This window comes from Bacillus xiamenensis (assembly GCF_000300535.1).
Lineage (GTDB): Bacteria > Bacillota > Bacilli > Bacillales > Bacillaceae > Bacillus > Bacillus xiamenensis.
Genome location: NZ_AMSH01000007.1, coordinates 72,452 through 87,633, shown reverse-complemented (window position 1 = coordinate 87,633; position 15,182 = coordinate 72,452). Strand labels below are relative to the sequence as shown.

The following is a 15,182-nucleotide window of genomic DNA, read 5'->3' as shown; positions in this document are numbered from 1 at the left end:
GACAAAGAATACGAGGGTTTGTCTACACGCTAAAGCCAGCGCATTGGCTGGCTTTCCTACGAGTGAACTTCCTTCGGTTCACAAGAAGGGCACGTTCCGTATATTTCAAATTTATGTCCGCTGATGTGATAATCCTCTAGATCAGCCTCCAGCTTGTCCATTGGACAGGCATCAATTTCCTTTGTTTTACCGCATGCAAGGCAAATAAAGTGATGATGGTGATGAGAGAACGAACATTTAAAACGGAACAATTTCTCACCTGATAATTCGGTTGTCTCTAATATCCCAAGATCTTCATATAAAGACAGGTTTCGATAAATGGTATCAAAGCTAAGACCTGGGTAATCTTCACTTAATGCCGTTAACACATTTTTAGCGGTCAAGTATTTGTCAGAATCAGAAAACAATTGAAGCATATCCTCACGTTTGCTTGTATATTTGTAGCCTTTTTCCTTTAATAAATCAAGCGCTTCTTGTACGTTCAAGATGATTCCCCCTTCTGAATTTTCCAATACTGATACACCCGATTAAAATCAAAATGGACAGCATCACAATGGTTCCGCCCGGCGCTAAATCAAGATAATAGCTTAAGATCAATCCGGTCATGACAGACAATTCACCAAACAAGATCGAAAGAAAAATCGCCTGTTTAAACCCTTTAGCAATCCGAATACTTGCCGCAACAGGCAGCGTCATGAGGGCAGACACAAGGAGTGTACCTACAATACGCATCGATGCCGCAATGACGAGTGCAACAACTAAAATAAAAATGAAATGAATCCATTTTGCTGAAATACCAGAAGCCTTTGCGTGTTCTTCATCAAAAGAAAGCAAAAACAATTCTTTATATAAAAGCACAACCACTAGCACCACAACAAGTGAGATCCCAACAATGATCCAAAGATCCAGTCTCGAAACCGCACTAACGCTTCCGAACAAATAACTAAACAGGTCGGTATTAAAGCCATTAGCAAGTGAAATAAAAATGACGGAAATTCCGATACCCCCCGATAGGATAATTGGAATGGCCAGCTCCTGATAATGCTTATACACAGAGCGCAGACGTTCAATAAACAATGAGCCGGCAACAGAAAACGCCATCCCTAAGTAAAGCGGGCTCACCCCTGTCAGCAGTCCAAACTTTTTATCAAGAAATAAACTCGCTGCAATCCCCGCAAGTGACACGTGACTAAGGGCATCGGCAATAAGCGAGAGCCTCCTGACAACAATAAATACACCAAGTAAGGGCGCAATAAAACCAATCAGCATCCCTGCAATAAATGCATTTTGTAAAAATTCATAATGAAAAAATGGAAATAGCATTATTCATGTCCCCCATGATGGTGATGATCGTGATGAATCACTTGAATGTCATGTCCGTAAAATTGAGATAGCGCTTGGTCATCCATTGAATCAAACGTTTTCGCATCTCCATGAAAATGAAGTGTCTGATTTAAACAAGCCACATGGGTAACTTTGTCAGAAACGGTTCCCACGTCATGTGTGACGAGAATTAAAGACATGCCTTTTTCTTTATTCAATGTTTCCAATAGCTGATAAAAGCCCTCTACTGTTTTTTGGTCTACTCCAACTGTCGGTTCATCTAATATGAGCAGCTTCGGCTGACTGACGAGCGCACGGGCAATAAATGCACGCTGCTGCTGACCGCCTGAAAGCTCCCCGATGTTTTGATGCTTTAAATCTTGTATACCAACTGAGCGAATGGCCTCTTCCACTTGAAGTTTATCCTGCTTACTCATTCGTTTAAATAAACCAATCTTCGCCGTTAAACCACTTGCAACGACCTCGTATACAGAAGCAGGAAACCCTGTATTAAAGCTATTCGCTTTTTGAGAAACAAATCCAATTTGATCCCAGTCTCTAAATTTTTGAGCAGGCGTGCCAAACAGCTTCAATTCACCTTGCTGTGGTTTGATCAGCCCAAGCAGGCATTTTAATAAGGTTGTTTTACCAGATCCATTCGGTCCAACAAGTGCTAGAAAGTTTCCTTCCTCTACTGTTAAATGAATGTGATCTATGACATTTCGCTGACCATAAGAATACGAGATGTCCTTCATTTCAATAATTGGCTTTGCCATGAATCTTTCCACCTTTAATCCAATATAAAAAGAATGATTACGATTTATACAACAAAAAGAAAATGGCAAAAGCCATTTTCTTTGTCCATACATACATTTCATTATATAAAAGAAAGATAAAAAAGTAAAATAAAAGCTAATGAATGGCTGTTTTGAATTTACCGCCTTTTGTTTCATGCGTATCCATAATCGTAATAAATGCTTGACCATCTATTTCAAATACGATAGATTTCAACTTTGTAATTTCAAGTCTCGTCACAACGGCGTAGATGACATCTTTTTCTTCATCTGTATAGCCGCCTTTTCCTCTAAGCTTGGTTGTTCCCCTGCCAAGACGATGAAGGATTGCATCTGAAATTTCATCATAATAATCCGATACGATAATGACAGCTTTTGTTTCATCAAGCCCTTGAATAACAGCATCAATTGTTTTCATTGCCAAATAATATGTCATGACAGAATACATAGCTTGCTCTGGTCCGAAGACAAAGCCCGCCCAAATAAAAATGAACACATTGACGATCATGACAAACTCACCGACGGAAAAAGGAATTTTTTTCGTTAAAAGAATTCCAAGGATCTCTGTTCCGTCCATTGAGCCCCCATTACGTATCACAAGTCCAACACCAAATCCAAGTAACAGCCCCCCAAATACAGTGGCTAAAATCGGCTGTGTTGTAAATGCCTCTACATGATGAAGTGAAGATTCAATCACGGCCAAGCTGACAATTCCAATCACAGTGGAAATCAAAAAGGTTTTCCCAATATGTTTGTATCCTGATATCATAAATGGAATATTCAAAATGACAACAATCGTCGCAAAGTTAATGAATGGGTTATCTGTAAAGAGGTAATCCAAAATAAGCGAGATGCCGATGATGCCTCCATCAATAATATTGTTTGGCACTAAAAATAATTCAATACTGACTGCTGCACACGCAGCTCCTACTAGAATCAGAAAAATTCTCAAAATAAAATGAGGCACTGATTCCTTTCTATGTTGTTTACTATTTGCCATACGTTCTCCCTTCTACACTTGTTAAATTTTCAATGAACATGTTATTCACTTTACTATTTTATCATTTCACAGAGTAAAATAAAATTTTTTGCACATTTTCCGTTTTCGCCCATACATTGTTACAGAGGGGAGGAATGGAATTGATTTTAATTCAGAAAATTGTACTGCAGCGGCTCAATCAGATCACGGCAAATGATTTGTTAAGGTATGCAAAACAGTACGGAGTCAGCTTAACATCCAGTCAGGCCACTGAGGTTGCCAAACTGATGAATGGGAAAAACGTCAATATTTTTAATGATGCAGAGCGTAGCCGGCTGCTTAAGCAAGTGGAAGCGATTACTTCTAAACAGACAGCACAGACCGTCAATGATCTGTTTAACCAGTTTACAAGTTAGACAAAAAAGGGCCGCATTTAGCGGCACCCCATCACGTTGCATTCTTTTTTATTGACCCGTAATTTTATCTAGTAGACCTTCATCAAATTGCTTTTCTTTCAGCATCGCAATTTCGAATTTGTAAGGTGGTTTTTTGTTCTTTTTATCTTCACCTACATAAGGCGTTTCTAGAATCTTCGGCACATCTTGAAGCTGTGGATGATGAACAATATAGCTCAGGGCATCAAAACCAATTTCGCCAAAACCGATATTTTCATGTCGGTCTTTTCTTGCGCCTTGTACATTTTTACTATCATTGATATGAAGAACTTTGATTCGGTCAATCCCGACAATTCGATCAAATTCTTCTAGCACACCATCAAAGTCACTCACAATGGAATAACCCGCATCATGCGTGTGACACGTATCAAAGCAGACAGAAAGTGCTTCGTTATGTGTCACACCGTCGATAATTTGGGCAAGCTCTTCAAAGCTTCTTCCGCACTCTGAGCCTTTACCTGCCATTGTTTCAAGTGCAATTTGAACCTCCTGCCCTTTCACAATGACTTCATTTAAGCCTTCAATGATTTTTTGAATGCCAGCTTCTGCACCTGCACCCACATGTGCACCCGGATGAAGAACAATTTGTTTCGAACCAAGTGCTTCCGTACGCTCAATTTCTGAACGGAGGAAATCCACTCCAAGCTCGAATGTAGCGGGATTAACGGTATTGCCGATATTGATGATATAAGGGGCATGAACGACGATATCTGTCATGCCATGCTCCTTCATATGAGCTTGTCCAGCTTCAATATTGAGATCTTCAATTTTTTTACGGCGTGTATTTTGCGGTGCACCCGTATAAATCATAAAAGTATTTGAACCATAAGAGGCAGCTTCCTCACTCGCTGCAAGAAGCATATGTTTTCCACTCATGGATACGTGTGATCCAATCTTCAACAATGTTTCCCCCTACTTTCCGTTACGCTTTGACTTTCTACGCTCTTGTCTTTTGATCTTATCCATCTCACGTGTCATTTTCTTTTTATATCCAGGTTTGACGGCTTTCGGTTTTCTGACAAGACGCTTTGCTTTTTCTTCAATTTCATTTGGTGCTTTTTTACGTCTTTGACGCTTCAAACGATCATCTGCATCTCGCCATTCGCCATGAACAATTGTTTTGTTTTCAAAGACAACACCCATTTTTTCAATTTGAACGAGTGCATCCTCATCAGCGAGATCATAGATGGTCATCGCAATGCCAGATGAACCAGCGCGAGCCGTTCTTCCCACACGGTGAACATAAAAATCAAGATCAGATGGAAGCTCATAGTTGATCACGTGGCTGACACCCTTAATATCAATTCCGCGGGCAGCAAGATCAGATGCTACAATATAAGTGAACTCCAAATCTTCAATTTGTTTCATCACTTTTTTACGTTCACGCGGTGTTAATCCGCCATGAAGCACGCCAATTTTCATTCCTTTTTCCTGTAGGAATGAGGCGATTTCATCAACAGTTGCTTTCGTATTGGCAAAGATAATCCCTAAATAAGGCTGTACATTCGTCACCATTTCATGGAGCAGCTTTAATTTGTCACGCTGTTTAGATGGGACTAAAATATGCTGAATGTTTTCAGCCGTAATCCGTCTCGGTTCAACGTGAGCATATTTCGGATTATCCATATATTTTTTGAGGAAAGGCTTTAGCTTTTCTGGAATAGTTGCTGAGAACACAAGCATTTGCAGCTGTTCTGGCATTTGCGCCCCAATACGGTCTACATCTTCTAAAAAGCCCATATCCAGCATGAGGTCTGCTTCATCAATGACAAGAGATGTCGCTTTGTACACATTCAGCGCTTGCTCATGAATAAGATCAGCAATCCGACCAGGAGTGCCGACCACTAAATGCGGCTGGTTCTTTAGCTTTTGAATAGATTTCTGCTTGTCCGTTCCACCAATGTAAAGCTTTGCCTTGATTTCTTCTTCTGGAGATGTATTTTTTAAGATGGTTTGGGCTTCTTTAAAAATTTGATTCGCTAATTCTCGTGTAGGTGCAGTAATGACCACCTGCACTTGCTCTTTGCTTGGATCAATTGAATGAATCAGGGGCAATAAGTATGCATGGGTTTTTCCCGTTCCTGTTTGTGACTGCCCAATCACGCTTTCTCCTTTTAAAACAGCAGGGATGATTCTTTTTTGAATATCAGTCGGCTCATAAAAGCCCAGTTCATGAATAGCATCTATAATAAAAGGCTTTAATTCATATGTCGTAAATTTCGTTTCTTTCATGTTTTCACTCCTTAAGGCAATGCCTTTTTGCTCATCTCCTCATTATAGCTGATTTTCAGCAAAAAAACCATGTCCGCTTTTCTTACAGGAAACCAATTGATGCTTCCTTGCATAACCTATGAAGAGAAAGAGAATGCAGTAAGGGAGGTACAAGTATGTTAGGGCAAAGGCCTATGGGCGATTTTCAGCCGCATCGTCCCTCACGCCGGCACCTTGGAAATGGCGGACAGCCCGGGATATTTCAAAGGAGACAGCAGGCTCCTATCGAACAGCCTTTTCAAGGGCAGGGAAATCAATTTCAACAAATGATGCCTCGCTCTCCGTCTGTACAGGGCGGCGGTTTGCGCGGGATGGGCGGGATTCCAGGAGGCGAAAGCCGCGCACTTGGCGGCGGAGCGGGAATTAAGGGCATGCTCGCAAAATTTCTGCCTGGAGCTGGAGGTGCAGGGATCTCTGGAGGTGGTGCGGGATTACAAGGAATCCAGAGCTTCACAAATCCTGCGACCCTCTCAAGTATGTTAGGAAATGTACAAAAAGTACTCGGTATGGCGCAGCAGTTCACGCCAATGATTCAGCAATACGGCCCTTTAGTTAGAAATCTGCCTGCCATGATTAAGCTCTACAGCCAGCTCGGCAGCGCGGATGATGATGAGACGAATGACAATGATTCAAATGCAGAACCAAAAGAAATTGGAGAACAACTAGACGTGCAGCATAAAGAAACAGCAGAGGTCAATGAAATAGATGATATAAAAGAAGAAGAAGAAGATCCAGAGGACATTCTTGTCAAAAAGACAGCTTCACACTCACCTGCTCCTGTCATCAAACCGAAAAAAAGAGTGGGCAGTTCAGTACCAAAACTATATGTCTAGCGGTCTTTTAAAGGTGAAGTGTTGAACGTGTATAACAATCTTTGATATATGCGCTTACTTTGGCTATAATGGAAGAAAGAGAATGATCAAAAGCCGTTTTTTACGGCTTTTTATATTGTTCTTCTCTAGCAGCACTTCCCTACAGGAGGACGAATAGATGAATGTAATTAAAATATCGCCGCGTGGCTATTGCTATGGCGTTGTAGATGCAATGGTCATTGCTAAAAATGCCGCACTTGATAAAAACTTGCCACGCCCAATTTATATATTAGGTATGATTGTGCACAACAAACATGTCACAGATGCCTTCGAACAAGATGGGATCTACACATTAGACGGACCAAACCGTCTGGACATTTTAAAGCAGGTTGAAAGCGGAACAGTCATTTTCACCGCTCATGGCGTATCCCCTGAGGTTCGTCAAATCGCAGAAGAAAAAGGCCTTGTTACCATTGATGCGACCTGTCCAGATGTTACGAAAACACACGAACTTATTTCAGAAAAAACAGCTGATGGTTATGACATTATTTATATCGGGAAAAAGGGTCACCCCGAGCCTGAAGGAGCTGTCGGTGTCGCCCCTGACCTAGTCCACCTTGTTGAAACAGAAGCCGACATCGAAGCGCTCGATTTAACGTCAGATAAACTGCTTATCACCAATCAGACAACAATGTCTCAGTGGGACGTCCATGATTTGATGGAGCTGATTAAGGAAAAATATCCTCATGTCGAGTACCATCAAGAAATTTGCCTTGCAACACAAGTACGTCAGGAAGCTGTTTCACAGCAAGCCGGTCAAGCCGATCTCACCATTGTGGTAGGCGACCCGAAAAGTAACAACTCAAATCGTCTGGCTCAAGTGTCAATGGAGATTGCAGGAACGCAGGCTTACCGTATTGGTGACCTAAGTGAACTAAAGCTTGAATGGCTAAAAGGCGTAAAAACCGTTGCCGTTACGGCTGGTGCTTCCACACCGACACCTATTACAAAAGAAGTCATCCGCTTTTTAGAAAACTATGAACCGGATGATGAATCGACTTGGAAGATCGAACATGCTGTTCCTCTTTCTAAAATATTACCTCGCGTGAAAACGAAAAAATAAGAAAACGTCAGAGCTGCTATGCTCTGACGTTTTTTGTTTATACAAATTGAAATGGGTTCGTGTTCGATTCAGACACAAAGAGCTGCACATCATACTTTTGATCTGCACATAGAGATTGCAGCTTTGCCTTCACGCCCTCTTTCATGATCTTTTCTGCGTAATGACCTGGGTCCACTACATTTAGCCCGAGCATCATAGCATCGTGAGCGACATGGAAATAAAGATCTCCTGTCACATACACATCAGCACCCATTCTTTTCGCTTGATGGATGTATTTATTTCCGTCTCCTCCAAGCACAGCTACTTTTTTTACGACGGCTTCTTGATCTCCTACAAAACGAGCTCCATTCACATCTAGTTTCGTTTTCACAAATTGTGTGAAGTCTCTAAGTGTCATCGGTTCTCTTAATTCTCCAATGCGACCAAGACCTTTTTGAATAGGAGGTAGATCCGTCGTGTGTACACTGTAAGCCACTTCTTCATAAGGATGCGCTTTGATCATTTCACGAATCACTTGTTTTTCAATACTTGCAGGGAAAATGGTTTCGATTCGTACTTCTTTCACAAATTCCAGTTTACCCGTCTCACCAATAAATGGCGCAGCTTCTTCTGATGGCAGAAAACTGCCTGTCCCTTCATTTGAAAAAGCGCAATGACTGTAGTTGCCAATATGGCCAGCTCCCGCATTTCCTAAAGCCGTTCTGACGGCCTCTTCAAATTCCACTGGGACATACAAGGCTAGCTGCTTGATTGGGTCTTCATATGTTGGAACGAGCACTCGTGTGTCCCCAAGCTCTAAAGCTTCAGCAAGTAAGTCATTGACCCCTCCATCAGCCACGTCTAAATTTGTATGTGCCACATACACCGCAATATCATGTTTGATGCATTTTTCAATGATCCGTCCAGCCGGCTGATCTGTCGCCACATGCTTTAATGGACGGAAAATCGGCGGATGGTGGGCAATGATGAGATCCACATTCCGTTCAATCGCCTCATCTACCACATTTTCTAATACATCCAAGGTGATCATGACATTGGTCACTTTTTTATTCAACGTCCCAATCTGAAGCCCAATTTTATCCCCTTCCATCGCATATGCCTTTGGTGAAAATTGCTCAAATAATTGGATGATTTCATGTCCGTTCACTGTTTTAGCCAACAGTCAAAACCTCCTTTAATATCTTTATTTTCGCATTCAGCTCTTTCAGGCGCTCTTTGTTCTCTTCCGTTGGCGCGGCCTTTTGAATTTGCTTTTCTATATTCTCCATGTGCTGAAGCTCTTGCCTCCACTTGCGACAGAAGACGTCATTTTGCTTTTTGGCAAGAAATGGGCCAACTAGCATACCTGTTTCAATGGACATGCCTTCATAGGCTTTATCTTTGTCGCCTTTTTCTGCAATGATGATTTCGTATATTTTGCCATCCTCTTCTAAGATCACTTCATCCATCAGTTCATACTCCTCTTGATAGAGCCATAAACGAATATGGTGAGCGTGGATATTAGGCTGTAGAATGAGCCGCTCCTCCCCTGTGAGCTTATGCTTGCCCTCGTTTAGAATGCTTGCAATGAGTGCCCCGCCCATCCCTGCAATCGTTACAGCATTCACCTCGCCCTTTTCAATCACTTCAAGGCCATTTCCTTTTCTGACCGAAATCTGTCCATCTAATTCAAGTCTATGTACTTGCTGCTTCGCAGATTGAAGCGGTCCATCTGTAATCTCACCAGCAATGGCTTTCACGGCTTTATGATGCAAGATCGCATAGCATGGCAAATAAGCATGATCTGAGCCGATATCAGCAAAGACAGCCTCTTTTGGTAAAAAGTCTGCGACTCTTTTTAATCGTTTTGACAAATTCATTTCATTCATACATATCACTACTTTTCTTTAATGTTCATACTTGTCTATCTTATATAAATTATGGACTTTTTAAAAGTTGTTTTCAAATGAAAAAAGCTCTTCTTATGAAAAAGAGCTTTTTGCGCTTTATTATTTAATTTTGGATACCCATTCCGCCATTTCATCCAGCTTTTCATTCGGAATTAGTCCGCCTGGCATTCCGTTTCCGCCTTCTTGAATTTTCTTCTTAATGTCTGCCACTTCAAGCTTGTCGCCAACACCTGTTAATGCAGGACCGGCGCCGCCTTCATAGTTTTCCCCATGACAGCTAATACAGTTCTGCTTATACAATTCTTCCGGCGTCGCATTTGCTGTCTCTTCTTGCTGTTGCTCTTTACCCCCTGAGGCAATTTTTTCTTCATCTTTCAGCCCCTTCATTGATAAGAAAAAAGTGAGTCCAATTCCTAAAATGGCAATCAATAAGAATGGTATAAGTGGATTCCGTTTCATTTCTTTCATCCTCCCCTTTGTGAAAAACCCCTTTTGAGACTATGCAAACAATTCTAATTCTACTTTAATTTTACAAAAAGTAAACGAATTATGATATAAAACTTTGGCCAAGTTCACAGATTAGACAAAAATGAATCAAGATGAGAAATGAAGCCTTCAGCACATTTTGATGTATTTTTTATACATCTTTTCTCTAAGAACGTTGCAAATTCATTTGTTATTCAGTAAAATATAATCAGATTGAAAAAAGCGTTTTCATTTTGATGAAGAAAGAACGGATCTCTTTCAAGATCCGTCCGGTTTCTATTCTAAGAAGTCTTTTAATCGTTTACTTCTGCTAGGGTGTCTTAATTTACGAAGAGCTTTCGCTTCAATTTGTCGAATACGCTCTCTTGTTACGCCAAACACCTTTCCAACCTCTTCTAACGTGCGTGTTCTTCCGTCATCTAATCCGAAACGTAGTCTCAGCACATTTTCTTCACGGTCCGTTAGCGTATCTAATACATCTTCCAGCTGCTCTTTTAAGAGCTCATATGCAGCATGGTCAGATGGAGAAGTCGCCTCTTGGTCTTCAATAAAATCACCAAGATGCGAGTCATCTTCTTCACCAATAGGTGTTTCTAAAGATACAGGCTCTTGCGCAATTTTAAGAATTTCTCTTACTTTCTCTGGTGTTAAATCCATGTCTTCAGCAATTTCTTCTGGCGTTGGTTCTCTGCCTAGATCTTGCAGAAGCTGTCTTTGAACACGGATCAATTTATTAATGGTTTCCACCATATGAACTGGAATCCGAATCGTTCTCGCCTGATCGGCAATAGCACGTGTGATCGCCTGTCTAATCCACCAAGTCGCATATGTTGAGAATTTGTATCCTTTGCGGTAATCAAACTTCTCAACTGCCTTCATGAGACCCATGTTTCCTTCTTGAATCAAGTCAAGGAACAACATACCACGACCAACGTAGCGTTTTGCAATGCTGACAACGAGACGAAGGTTCGCTTCCGCTAATCTTCTTTTTGATTCCTCATCGCCTTCTTCGATCTTTTGAGCATACGTAATCTCTTCTTTAGCAGATAACAAATTGACGCGACCGATCTCTTTTAAGTACATACGAACAGGATCATTAATTTTGACACCTGGTGGTACGCTTAAATCGTTCAGGTCAAATTCTTCTTCTGCTTTAGCCAGCTGCTGAACATTTGGGTCTTCCGTCTCTTCGTTTTCACTGATGAGCTCGACACCCTGTTCGCCTAAGTATTCATAGTATTCATCCATTTGGTCTGATTCAATTTCAAAGCTAGACATACGCTCTGCAATTTCTTCGTATGTTAAAACGCCCCGTTTTTTACCCGTTTCAGTGAGCTTATCTCTCACCTGTTCAAAGGTTAATTCAGTTTCGGTTTCGTGGGCTTGTTTATCAGCCATTATGGATCCCTCCTTCCAAAGCTTGCAACGAATTCTAAAGTAACTTGCGATTTGCTTCCGCTCTGCTTTTCTCTCTCTATCAAACAGAATGAGCAAATAGGAATAAAATAAATAATGATGAAGGCAAGATGCTTGCGGTCTTATGCTCCTCCCATAAAGGATTCATTGCCAGCCGTAAGTCTTGTCATAAATAGTAGACGTATTACTTCAGCGAACGGTTCAACTGAATAATTTCTTTTGCAAGTGTTGCCGCTTTGAAGAAATCTTTTTGCCTCTCCGCCTCTGCACGTTCTAGTTCTTTTTCCTTTATCATTGACAAATTCCGATGATTCAACACTTTTTTAACATAATCACTTAATTCAGCTTCACTTAGTTCGTCTCCAACTTGAATCATCAATATATCCGTCAGAAGCTGATTCATCACATCATCTTCAATACGGTTCATCAGGTGCTGCGGAGTCGGTTCTTTGCCTTCTTCATACAACGCATAAATGTACGTTGCCAGCGCCCTGTGGGAATCTATATTAAATTCAATCCCTACCCGATCAAGCACTTTGCGAATCACATCATCGCTTTTTAACATATGTGCTAGCAGCATTCTCTCTGCGTTTTCATATGCCGGCCTTAGACGCTTTCTTCTCACCTGTGTTGAAAGGTGTGCGCGCCTTTTCTCAAGCCCGTTTTCTGCTTGCGAGCTCTTGGCTTCTTGCCGCTGCTGCTTTTCAAACAGCTCCAATTGTTCCCTTAATGAGTCAAGTGAGATGGAGAACTCTCCAGCAAGCTGTTTCATGTAAATCTCTTGTTCCAAGGAGCCGTTTAACCGGCTGATTTCTCGGAGAACCTGCTTCATATAAGCAAGGCGGTCTCCTTCATCCGATAAATTCTTTCCTCTTCGGAAAAAATTCATCTTAAATGTCATGAGTGTCACACTTGCATCTATGATGTCATTCCTAAATTTTTCGCCGCCATATTTACGAATATAATCATCTGGATCGAGTCCATCTGGCACCATGGCAACGCGAACTTTACATCCTCTTTTTCCAAGCAAATCTGATGCTTTCATGGTCGCTTCATATCCGGCTGTGTCAGAGTCATAGCATAGGATGATCTCTTCTACGTTCCGCCTCAGAAGCTTTACGTGCTCTTCTGTTAAAGACGTACCCATTGTTGCAACACTTTCGCCAACACCAGATGTGACGGCCGAGATGACGTCAGCAAATCCTTCGAAAAGGACGACCCGCTCGCGTTTTCTAATATGCATACGCGCGTCATGAAAGTGATAAAGCAGCTTACTTTTATGAAAAAGTGGCGTTTCAGGACTATTCATATATTTAGGCTGTTGATGACCAAGCGATCTTCCGGAAAAAGCGACGACCGTTCCATGATGATCATGAATGGGAAACATGACACGGTCTCTAAAGCGGTCAAAAAATCCTGTGCCGTTTTCACGTTGAATCAAAAGACCAGCCTTCTCCATCATCACCGGATCAAACCCTCGTTTTTCTAAAAACTTGGTCATGAAATCCCATGAGTCGAGAGCATACCCGATCTCAAACTTGGCAATTGTTTCATCGGTAAAGCCTCTGGACCGTAAATAATCGAGTGCGTTTTGACCTTCCTTTGTATTTACCAGCAAATGGTGGTAAAATTTCTTAAGAAGCGCATGGGCCTCAATCATTTTATGATCTGCTGTATCCTCTTGCTGAGAGGAACTGATCTGGGCGTTTGCTACATGATCAGGCAAATCAATATGGTACTTATCAGCAACATGTGAAACGGCTTCAATAAATGAGTAGCCTTCCATTTGTCTGAGGAACGAAAATACATTACCTCCTGCACCGCAGCCAAAACAATGGAAGATTTGCTTATCTGCTGAAACAGAGAATGATGGAGTATTTTCACCATGGAATGGACAAAGACCAAAGTAATTCCGACCTTGCTTTCTAAGCTGTACGTATTCTCCAATCACTTCGACAATGTCTGCGTTTTTTTGGATTTGCTCCAAAAGTTCATCTGGTATACGTTTGCTCATCCTAATAACACTCCGTCGTACATTATTCGCCTTTTAATTCAAAAATCCTTCATGATTCGACAGGATTTTTTGTAGTTGCGCAATAAATCGCTTTTTATCCTCTTCTAAAAGCTTTTTGGGACCTTTTCCGTATACACCATTTCTTCGCTGTTTGCTTGAAACATGCCTGCGTTCCAAATCAAAATCAATTGTTTCGTTTGTGTACATTCGTCCTCTTTCAGAGAGAACAATGACACGTCTTGGAAGCAGTAAGGAGGCAAGACCAATATCCTGGGTGACGACAATATCATGCGCGACTGCTGCGTTCGCAATGACTAAATCCGCCGCTTCCTTATGTGTATCAACAAACCGCCAATCTTCAAGTGGTGATCTTTTGGTTTGAAAATGCTCATATGAAGCAATGAAAGTCACATGTACTTGAAATAAAGATGCGACAGCAAGAATTTCGTCTTTTACAGGGCAAGCATCTGCATCGACATAAATCGTCCTCTCTTTTTTACGTTCATTCAGGTGACTAATTCTCCATCCCTCCACCTTATTCCTGCTTTAGAGAAGTAAAAAGACCCTACTTTTCCCCCATAAAGGAATCAACAGTAAAACTCATTTTGTCGAAAAGTTATGTTCAGAATCACTTGACTTCTGCCAATATTAGTTTATTCGTTCTTGACTTAACTTAAACCTAAAATCAATCATTTTATCACAATTTTTTATTATAATACAAATGCAGCAAATATGCTATTGTTTTTGCTTACCCGTTTCCCACCATAGGAAAAACCCAGGAGGAGCATCCTGAGTTTATTCGGAACCTCTTTTGGTCAGCATTTGATGAATGACATTTGCTGTTTCCTCAACTGCTTTATTTGATACATCGACAACTTGACAGTTAATTCGGTTAACCACTTTTTCAAAATACTCTAGTTCTTCTTTAATCCGCTCAATGTTCGCATAAATGGCCCGATCATTTAAACCTAAAGATTTTAAACGCTCTTTCCGAATGTGATTGAGTTTGTCTGGACTAATTTTCAAGCCAATGCATTTTTTTGGATCAACTGAGAATAACTCCTCCGGCGGATCTACTTCAGGAACAATCGGAACGTTCGCTACCTTCAGCCGCTTATGCGCCAAATATTGAGAAAGCGGTGTCTTGGACGTGCGCGATACACCAATAAGGACAATATCAGCCTTTAGGATTCCTCTTGGGTCCCTGCCATCGTCATACTTTACAGCGAACTCAATGGCTTCTACCTTTTTAAAATAGTCCTCATCTAATTGACGTACACGACCCGGCTCATGTTTCGCTTCATTTCCATATGCCGTCTCCATTTTATCAATGAGTGGACCGATAATGTCATAGTAAACGACGCCATTTGCTTCGGCCTCTTCTATTAAAAATTGGCGCATTTCTGGCACAACAAGCGTAAAACAGACGATCCCATTATCTGCTTTTGCCAGTGAAATGACTTCTTTAATCGTACCGACATCCTCTACATATGGGATTCTTCTAATATTTGAATGATCTGATGAGCCGCCATCAAATTGGCTAAGTGCCGCTTTGACCACGAGCTCTGCCGTTTCTCCTACTGAATCTGATACAACAAAAATTACGCGATTACTCATAAC

The 15,182-nt window shown here is 41.3% G+C and carries 16 protein-coding genes; 3 read left to right on the top strand and 13 right to left on the bottom strand.

What is annotated here, in order from left to right:
- Positions 1-56 precede the first annotated feature (56 nt).
- From zur to BA1_RS04775, 4 genes are all read right to left on the bottom strand, one after another.
- Complete coding sequence (gene zur, locus BA1_RS04790) at positions 57-485, bottom strand: zinc uptake transcriptional repressor Zur (protein ID WP_008356297.1); 429 nt, start codon at positions 483-485, stop codon at positions 57-59.
- On the bottom strand, positions 463-1,323 hold the full coding sequence (locus tag BA1_RS04785) for a metal ABC transporter permease (protein WP_008356296.1): 861 nt from the start codon (positions 1,321-1,323) through the stop codon (positions 463-465). The genes zur and BA1_RS04785 overlap by 23 nt, the downstream gene beginning before the upstream one ends.
- Positions 1,323-2,099, bottom strand: coding sequence for a metal ABC transporter ATP-binding protein (locus tag BA1_RS04780; RefSeq protein ID WP_008356294.1), 777 nt, complete (start codon positions 2,097-2,099; stop codon positions 1,323-1,325). The genes BA1_RS04785 and BA1_RS04780 overlap by 1 nt, the downstream gene beginning before the upstream one ends.
- Positions 2,100-2,235: 136 nt before the next feature.
- Entirely contained in the window at positions 2,236-3,117 is an 882-nt protein-coding gene (locus BA1_RS04775; RefSeq protein ID WP_008342375.1) for a YitT family protein, read from the bottom strand.
- Between the two features lie 140 nt (positions 3,118-3,257).
- Between BA1_RS04775 and BA1_RS04770 the strand changes: the two genes are divergently transcribed.
- Complete coding sequence (locus BA1_RS04770) at positions 3,258-3,512, top strand: DUF2624 domain-containing protein (protein ID WP_008356292.1); 255 nt, start codon at positions 3,258-3,260, stop codon at positions 3,510-3,512.
- Between the two features lie 48 nt (positions 3,513-3,560).
- Here the strand turns inward: BA1_RS04770 and BA1_RS04765 are convergent, their stop codons facing one another.
- A complete protein-coding gene (locus BA1_RS04765; RefSeq protein WP_008356291.1) occupies positions 3,561-4,454 on the bottom strand; it encodes a deoxyribonuclease IV in 894 nt (297 codons plus the stop codon).
- A gap of 9 nt (positions 4,455-4,463) precedes the next feature.
- The gene (locus tag BA1_RS04760; RefSeq protein WP_008356288.1) at positions 4,464-5,783 is read right to left on the bottom strand and encodes a DEAD/DEAH box helicase; all 1,320 of its coding nucleotides are present in this window, start codon (positions 5,781-5,783) and stop codon (positions 4,464-4,466) included.
- Between the two features lie 155 nt (positions 5,784-5,938).
- Between BA1_RS04760 and vrrA the strand changes: the two genes are divergently transcribed.
- Entirely contained in the window at positions 5,939-6,655 is a 717-nt protein-coding gene (vrrA, locus tag BA1_RS04755) for a VrrA/YqfQ family protein (RefSeq protein ID WP_008356286.1), read from the top strand.
- A 157-nt stretch (positions 6,656-6,812) separates the two neighbouring features.
- Positions 6,813-7,757 carry a 4-hydroxy-3-methylbut-2-enyl diphosphate reductase gene (locus tag BA1_RS04750; protein ID WP_008356284.1) on the top strand — a complete coding sequence of 315 codons (945 nt, stop codon included), beginning with the start codon at positions 6,813-6,815 and terminating at the stop codon, positions 7,755-7,757.
- Between the two features lie 37 nt (positions 7,758-7,794).
- On the opposite strand, the gene BA1_RS04745 is transcribed toward BA1_RS04750, so the two are convergent.
- The 7 genes from BA1_RS04745 to BA1_RS04715 form a co-directional block, all read right to left on the bottom strand.
- Positions 7,795-8,916 carry a Nif3-like dinuclear metal center hexameric protein gene (locus BA1_RS04745; RefSeq protein WP_008356282.1) on the bottom strand — a complete coding sequence of 374 codons (1,122 nt, stop codon included), beginning with the start codon at positions 8,914-8,916 and terminating at the stop codon, positions 7,795-7,797.
- The gene (locus BA1_RS04740; protein ID WP_008356281.1) at positions 8,909-9,625 is read right to left on the bottom strand and encodes a tRNA (adenine(22)-N(1))-methyltransferase; all 717 of its coding nucleotides are present in this window, start codon (positions 9,623-9,625) and stop codon (positions 8,909-8,911) included. Before BA1_RS04740 ends, BA1_RS04745 begins: the two co-directional genes overlap by 8 nt.
- Positions 9,626-9,745: 120 nt before the next feature.
- Entirely contained in the window at positions 9,746-10,105 is a 360-nt protein-coding gene (gene cccA, locus BA1_RS04735; protein ID WP_008356279.1) for a cytochrome c550, read from the bottom strand.
- 303 nt (positions 10,106-10,408) lie between these two features.
- Positions 10,409-11,530, bottom strand: a complete 1,122-nt coding sequence (gene rpoD, locus BA1_RS04730; protein ID WP_008342392.1) for an RNA polymerase sigma factor RpoD — start codon at positions 11,528-11,530, stop codon at positions 10,409-10,411.
- Positions 11,531-11,732: 202 nt separating this feature from the next.
- A complete protein-coding gene (gene dnaG, locus BA1_RS04725) occupies positions 11,733-13,562 on the bottom strand; it encodes a DNA primase (RefSeq protein ID WP_008356277.1) in 1,830 nt (609 codons plus the stop codon).
- A gap of 33 nt (positions 13,563-13,595) precedes the next feature.
- Positions 13,596-14,096, bottom strand: a complete 501-nt coding sequence (locus tag BA1_RS04720) for a YaiI/YqxD family protein (RefSeq protein ID WP_008356275.1) — start codon at positions 14,094-14,096, stop codon at positions 13,596-13,598.
- Between the two features lie 261 nt (positions 14,097-14,357).
- A complete protein-coding gene (locus BA1_RS04715; RefSeq protein WP_008356274.1) occupies positions 14,358-15,179 on the bottom strand; it encodes a pyruvate, water dikinase regulatory protein in 822 nt (273 codons plus the stop codon).
- Positions 15,180-15,182: the final 3 nt, after the last annotated feature.

Coding starts and splice junctions, on each gene's coding strand:
- vrrA (WP_008356286.1), top strand. CDS start 5,939: ATGTTAGGGCAAAGGCCTATGGGCGATTTTCAGCCGCATCGTCCCTCA.
- BA1_RS04780 (WP_008356294.1), bottom strand. CDS start 2,099: ATGGCAAAGCCAATTATTGAAATGAAGGACATCTCGTATTCTTATGGT.
- BA1_RS04760 (WP_008356288.1), bottom strand. CDS start 5,783: ATGAAAGAAACGAAATTTACGACATATGAATTAAAGCCTTTTATTATA.
- rpoD (WP_008342392.1), bottom strand. CDS start 11,530: ATGGCTGATAAACAAGCCCACGAAACCGAAACTGAATTAACCTTTGAA.
- BA1_RS04740 (WP_008356281.1), bottom strand. CDS start 9,625: ATGAATGAAATGAATTTGTCAAAACGATTAAAAAGAGTCGCAGACTTT.
- cccA (WP_008356279.1), bottom strand. CDS start 10,105: ATGAAACGGAATCCACTTATACCATTCTTATTGATTGCCATTTTAGGA.
- BA1_RS04785 (WP_008356296.1), bottom strand. CDS start 1,323: ATGCTATTTCCATTTTTTCATTATGAATTTTTACAAAATGCATTTATT.
- BA1_RS04715 (WP_008356274.1), bottom strand. CDS start 15,179: ATGAGTAATCGCGTAATTTTTGTTGTATCAGATTCAGTAGGAGAAACG.
- BA1_RS04775 (WP_008342375.1), bottom strand. CDS start 3,117: ATGGCAAATAGTAAACAACATAGAAAGGAATCAGTGCCTCATTTTATT.
- dnaG (WP_008356277.1), bottom strand. CDS start 13,562: ATGAGCAAACGTATACCAGATGAACTTTTGGAGCAAATCCAAAAAAAC.
- BA1_RS04750 (WP_008356284.1), top strand. CDS start 6,813: ATGAATGTAATTAAAATATCGCCGCGTGGCTATTGCTATGGCGTTGTA.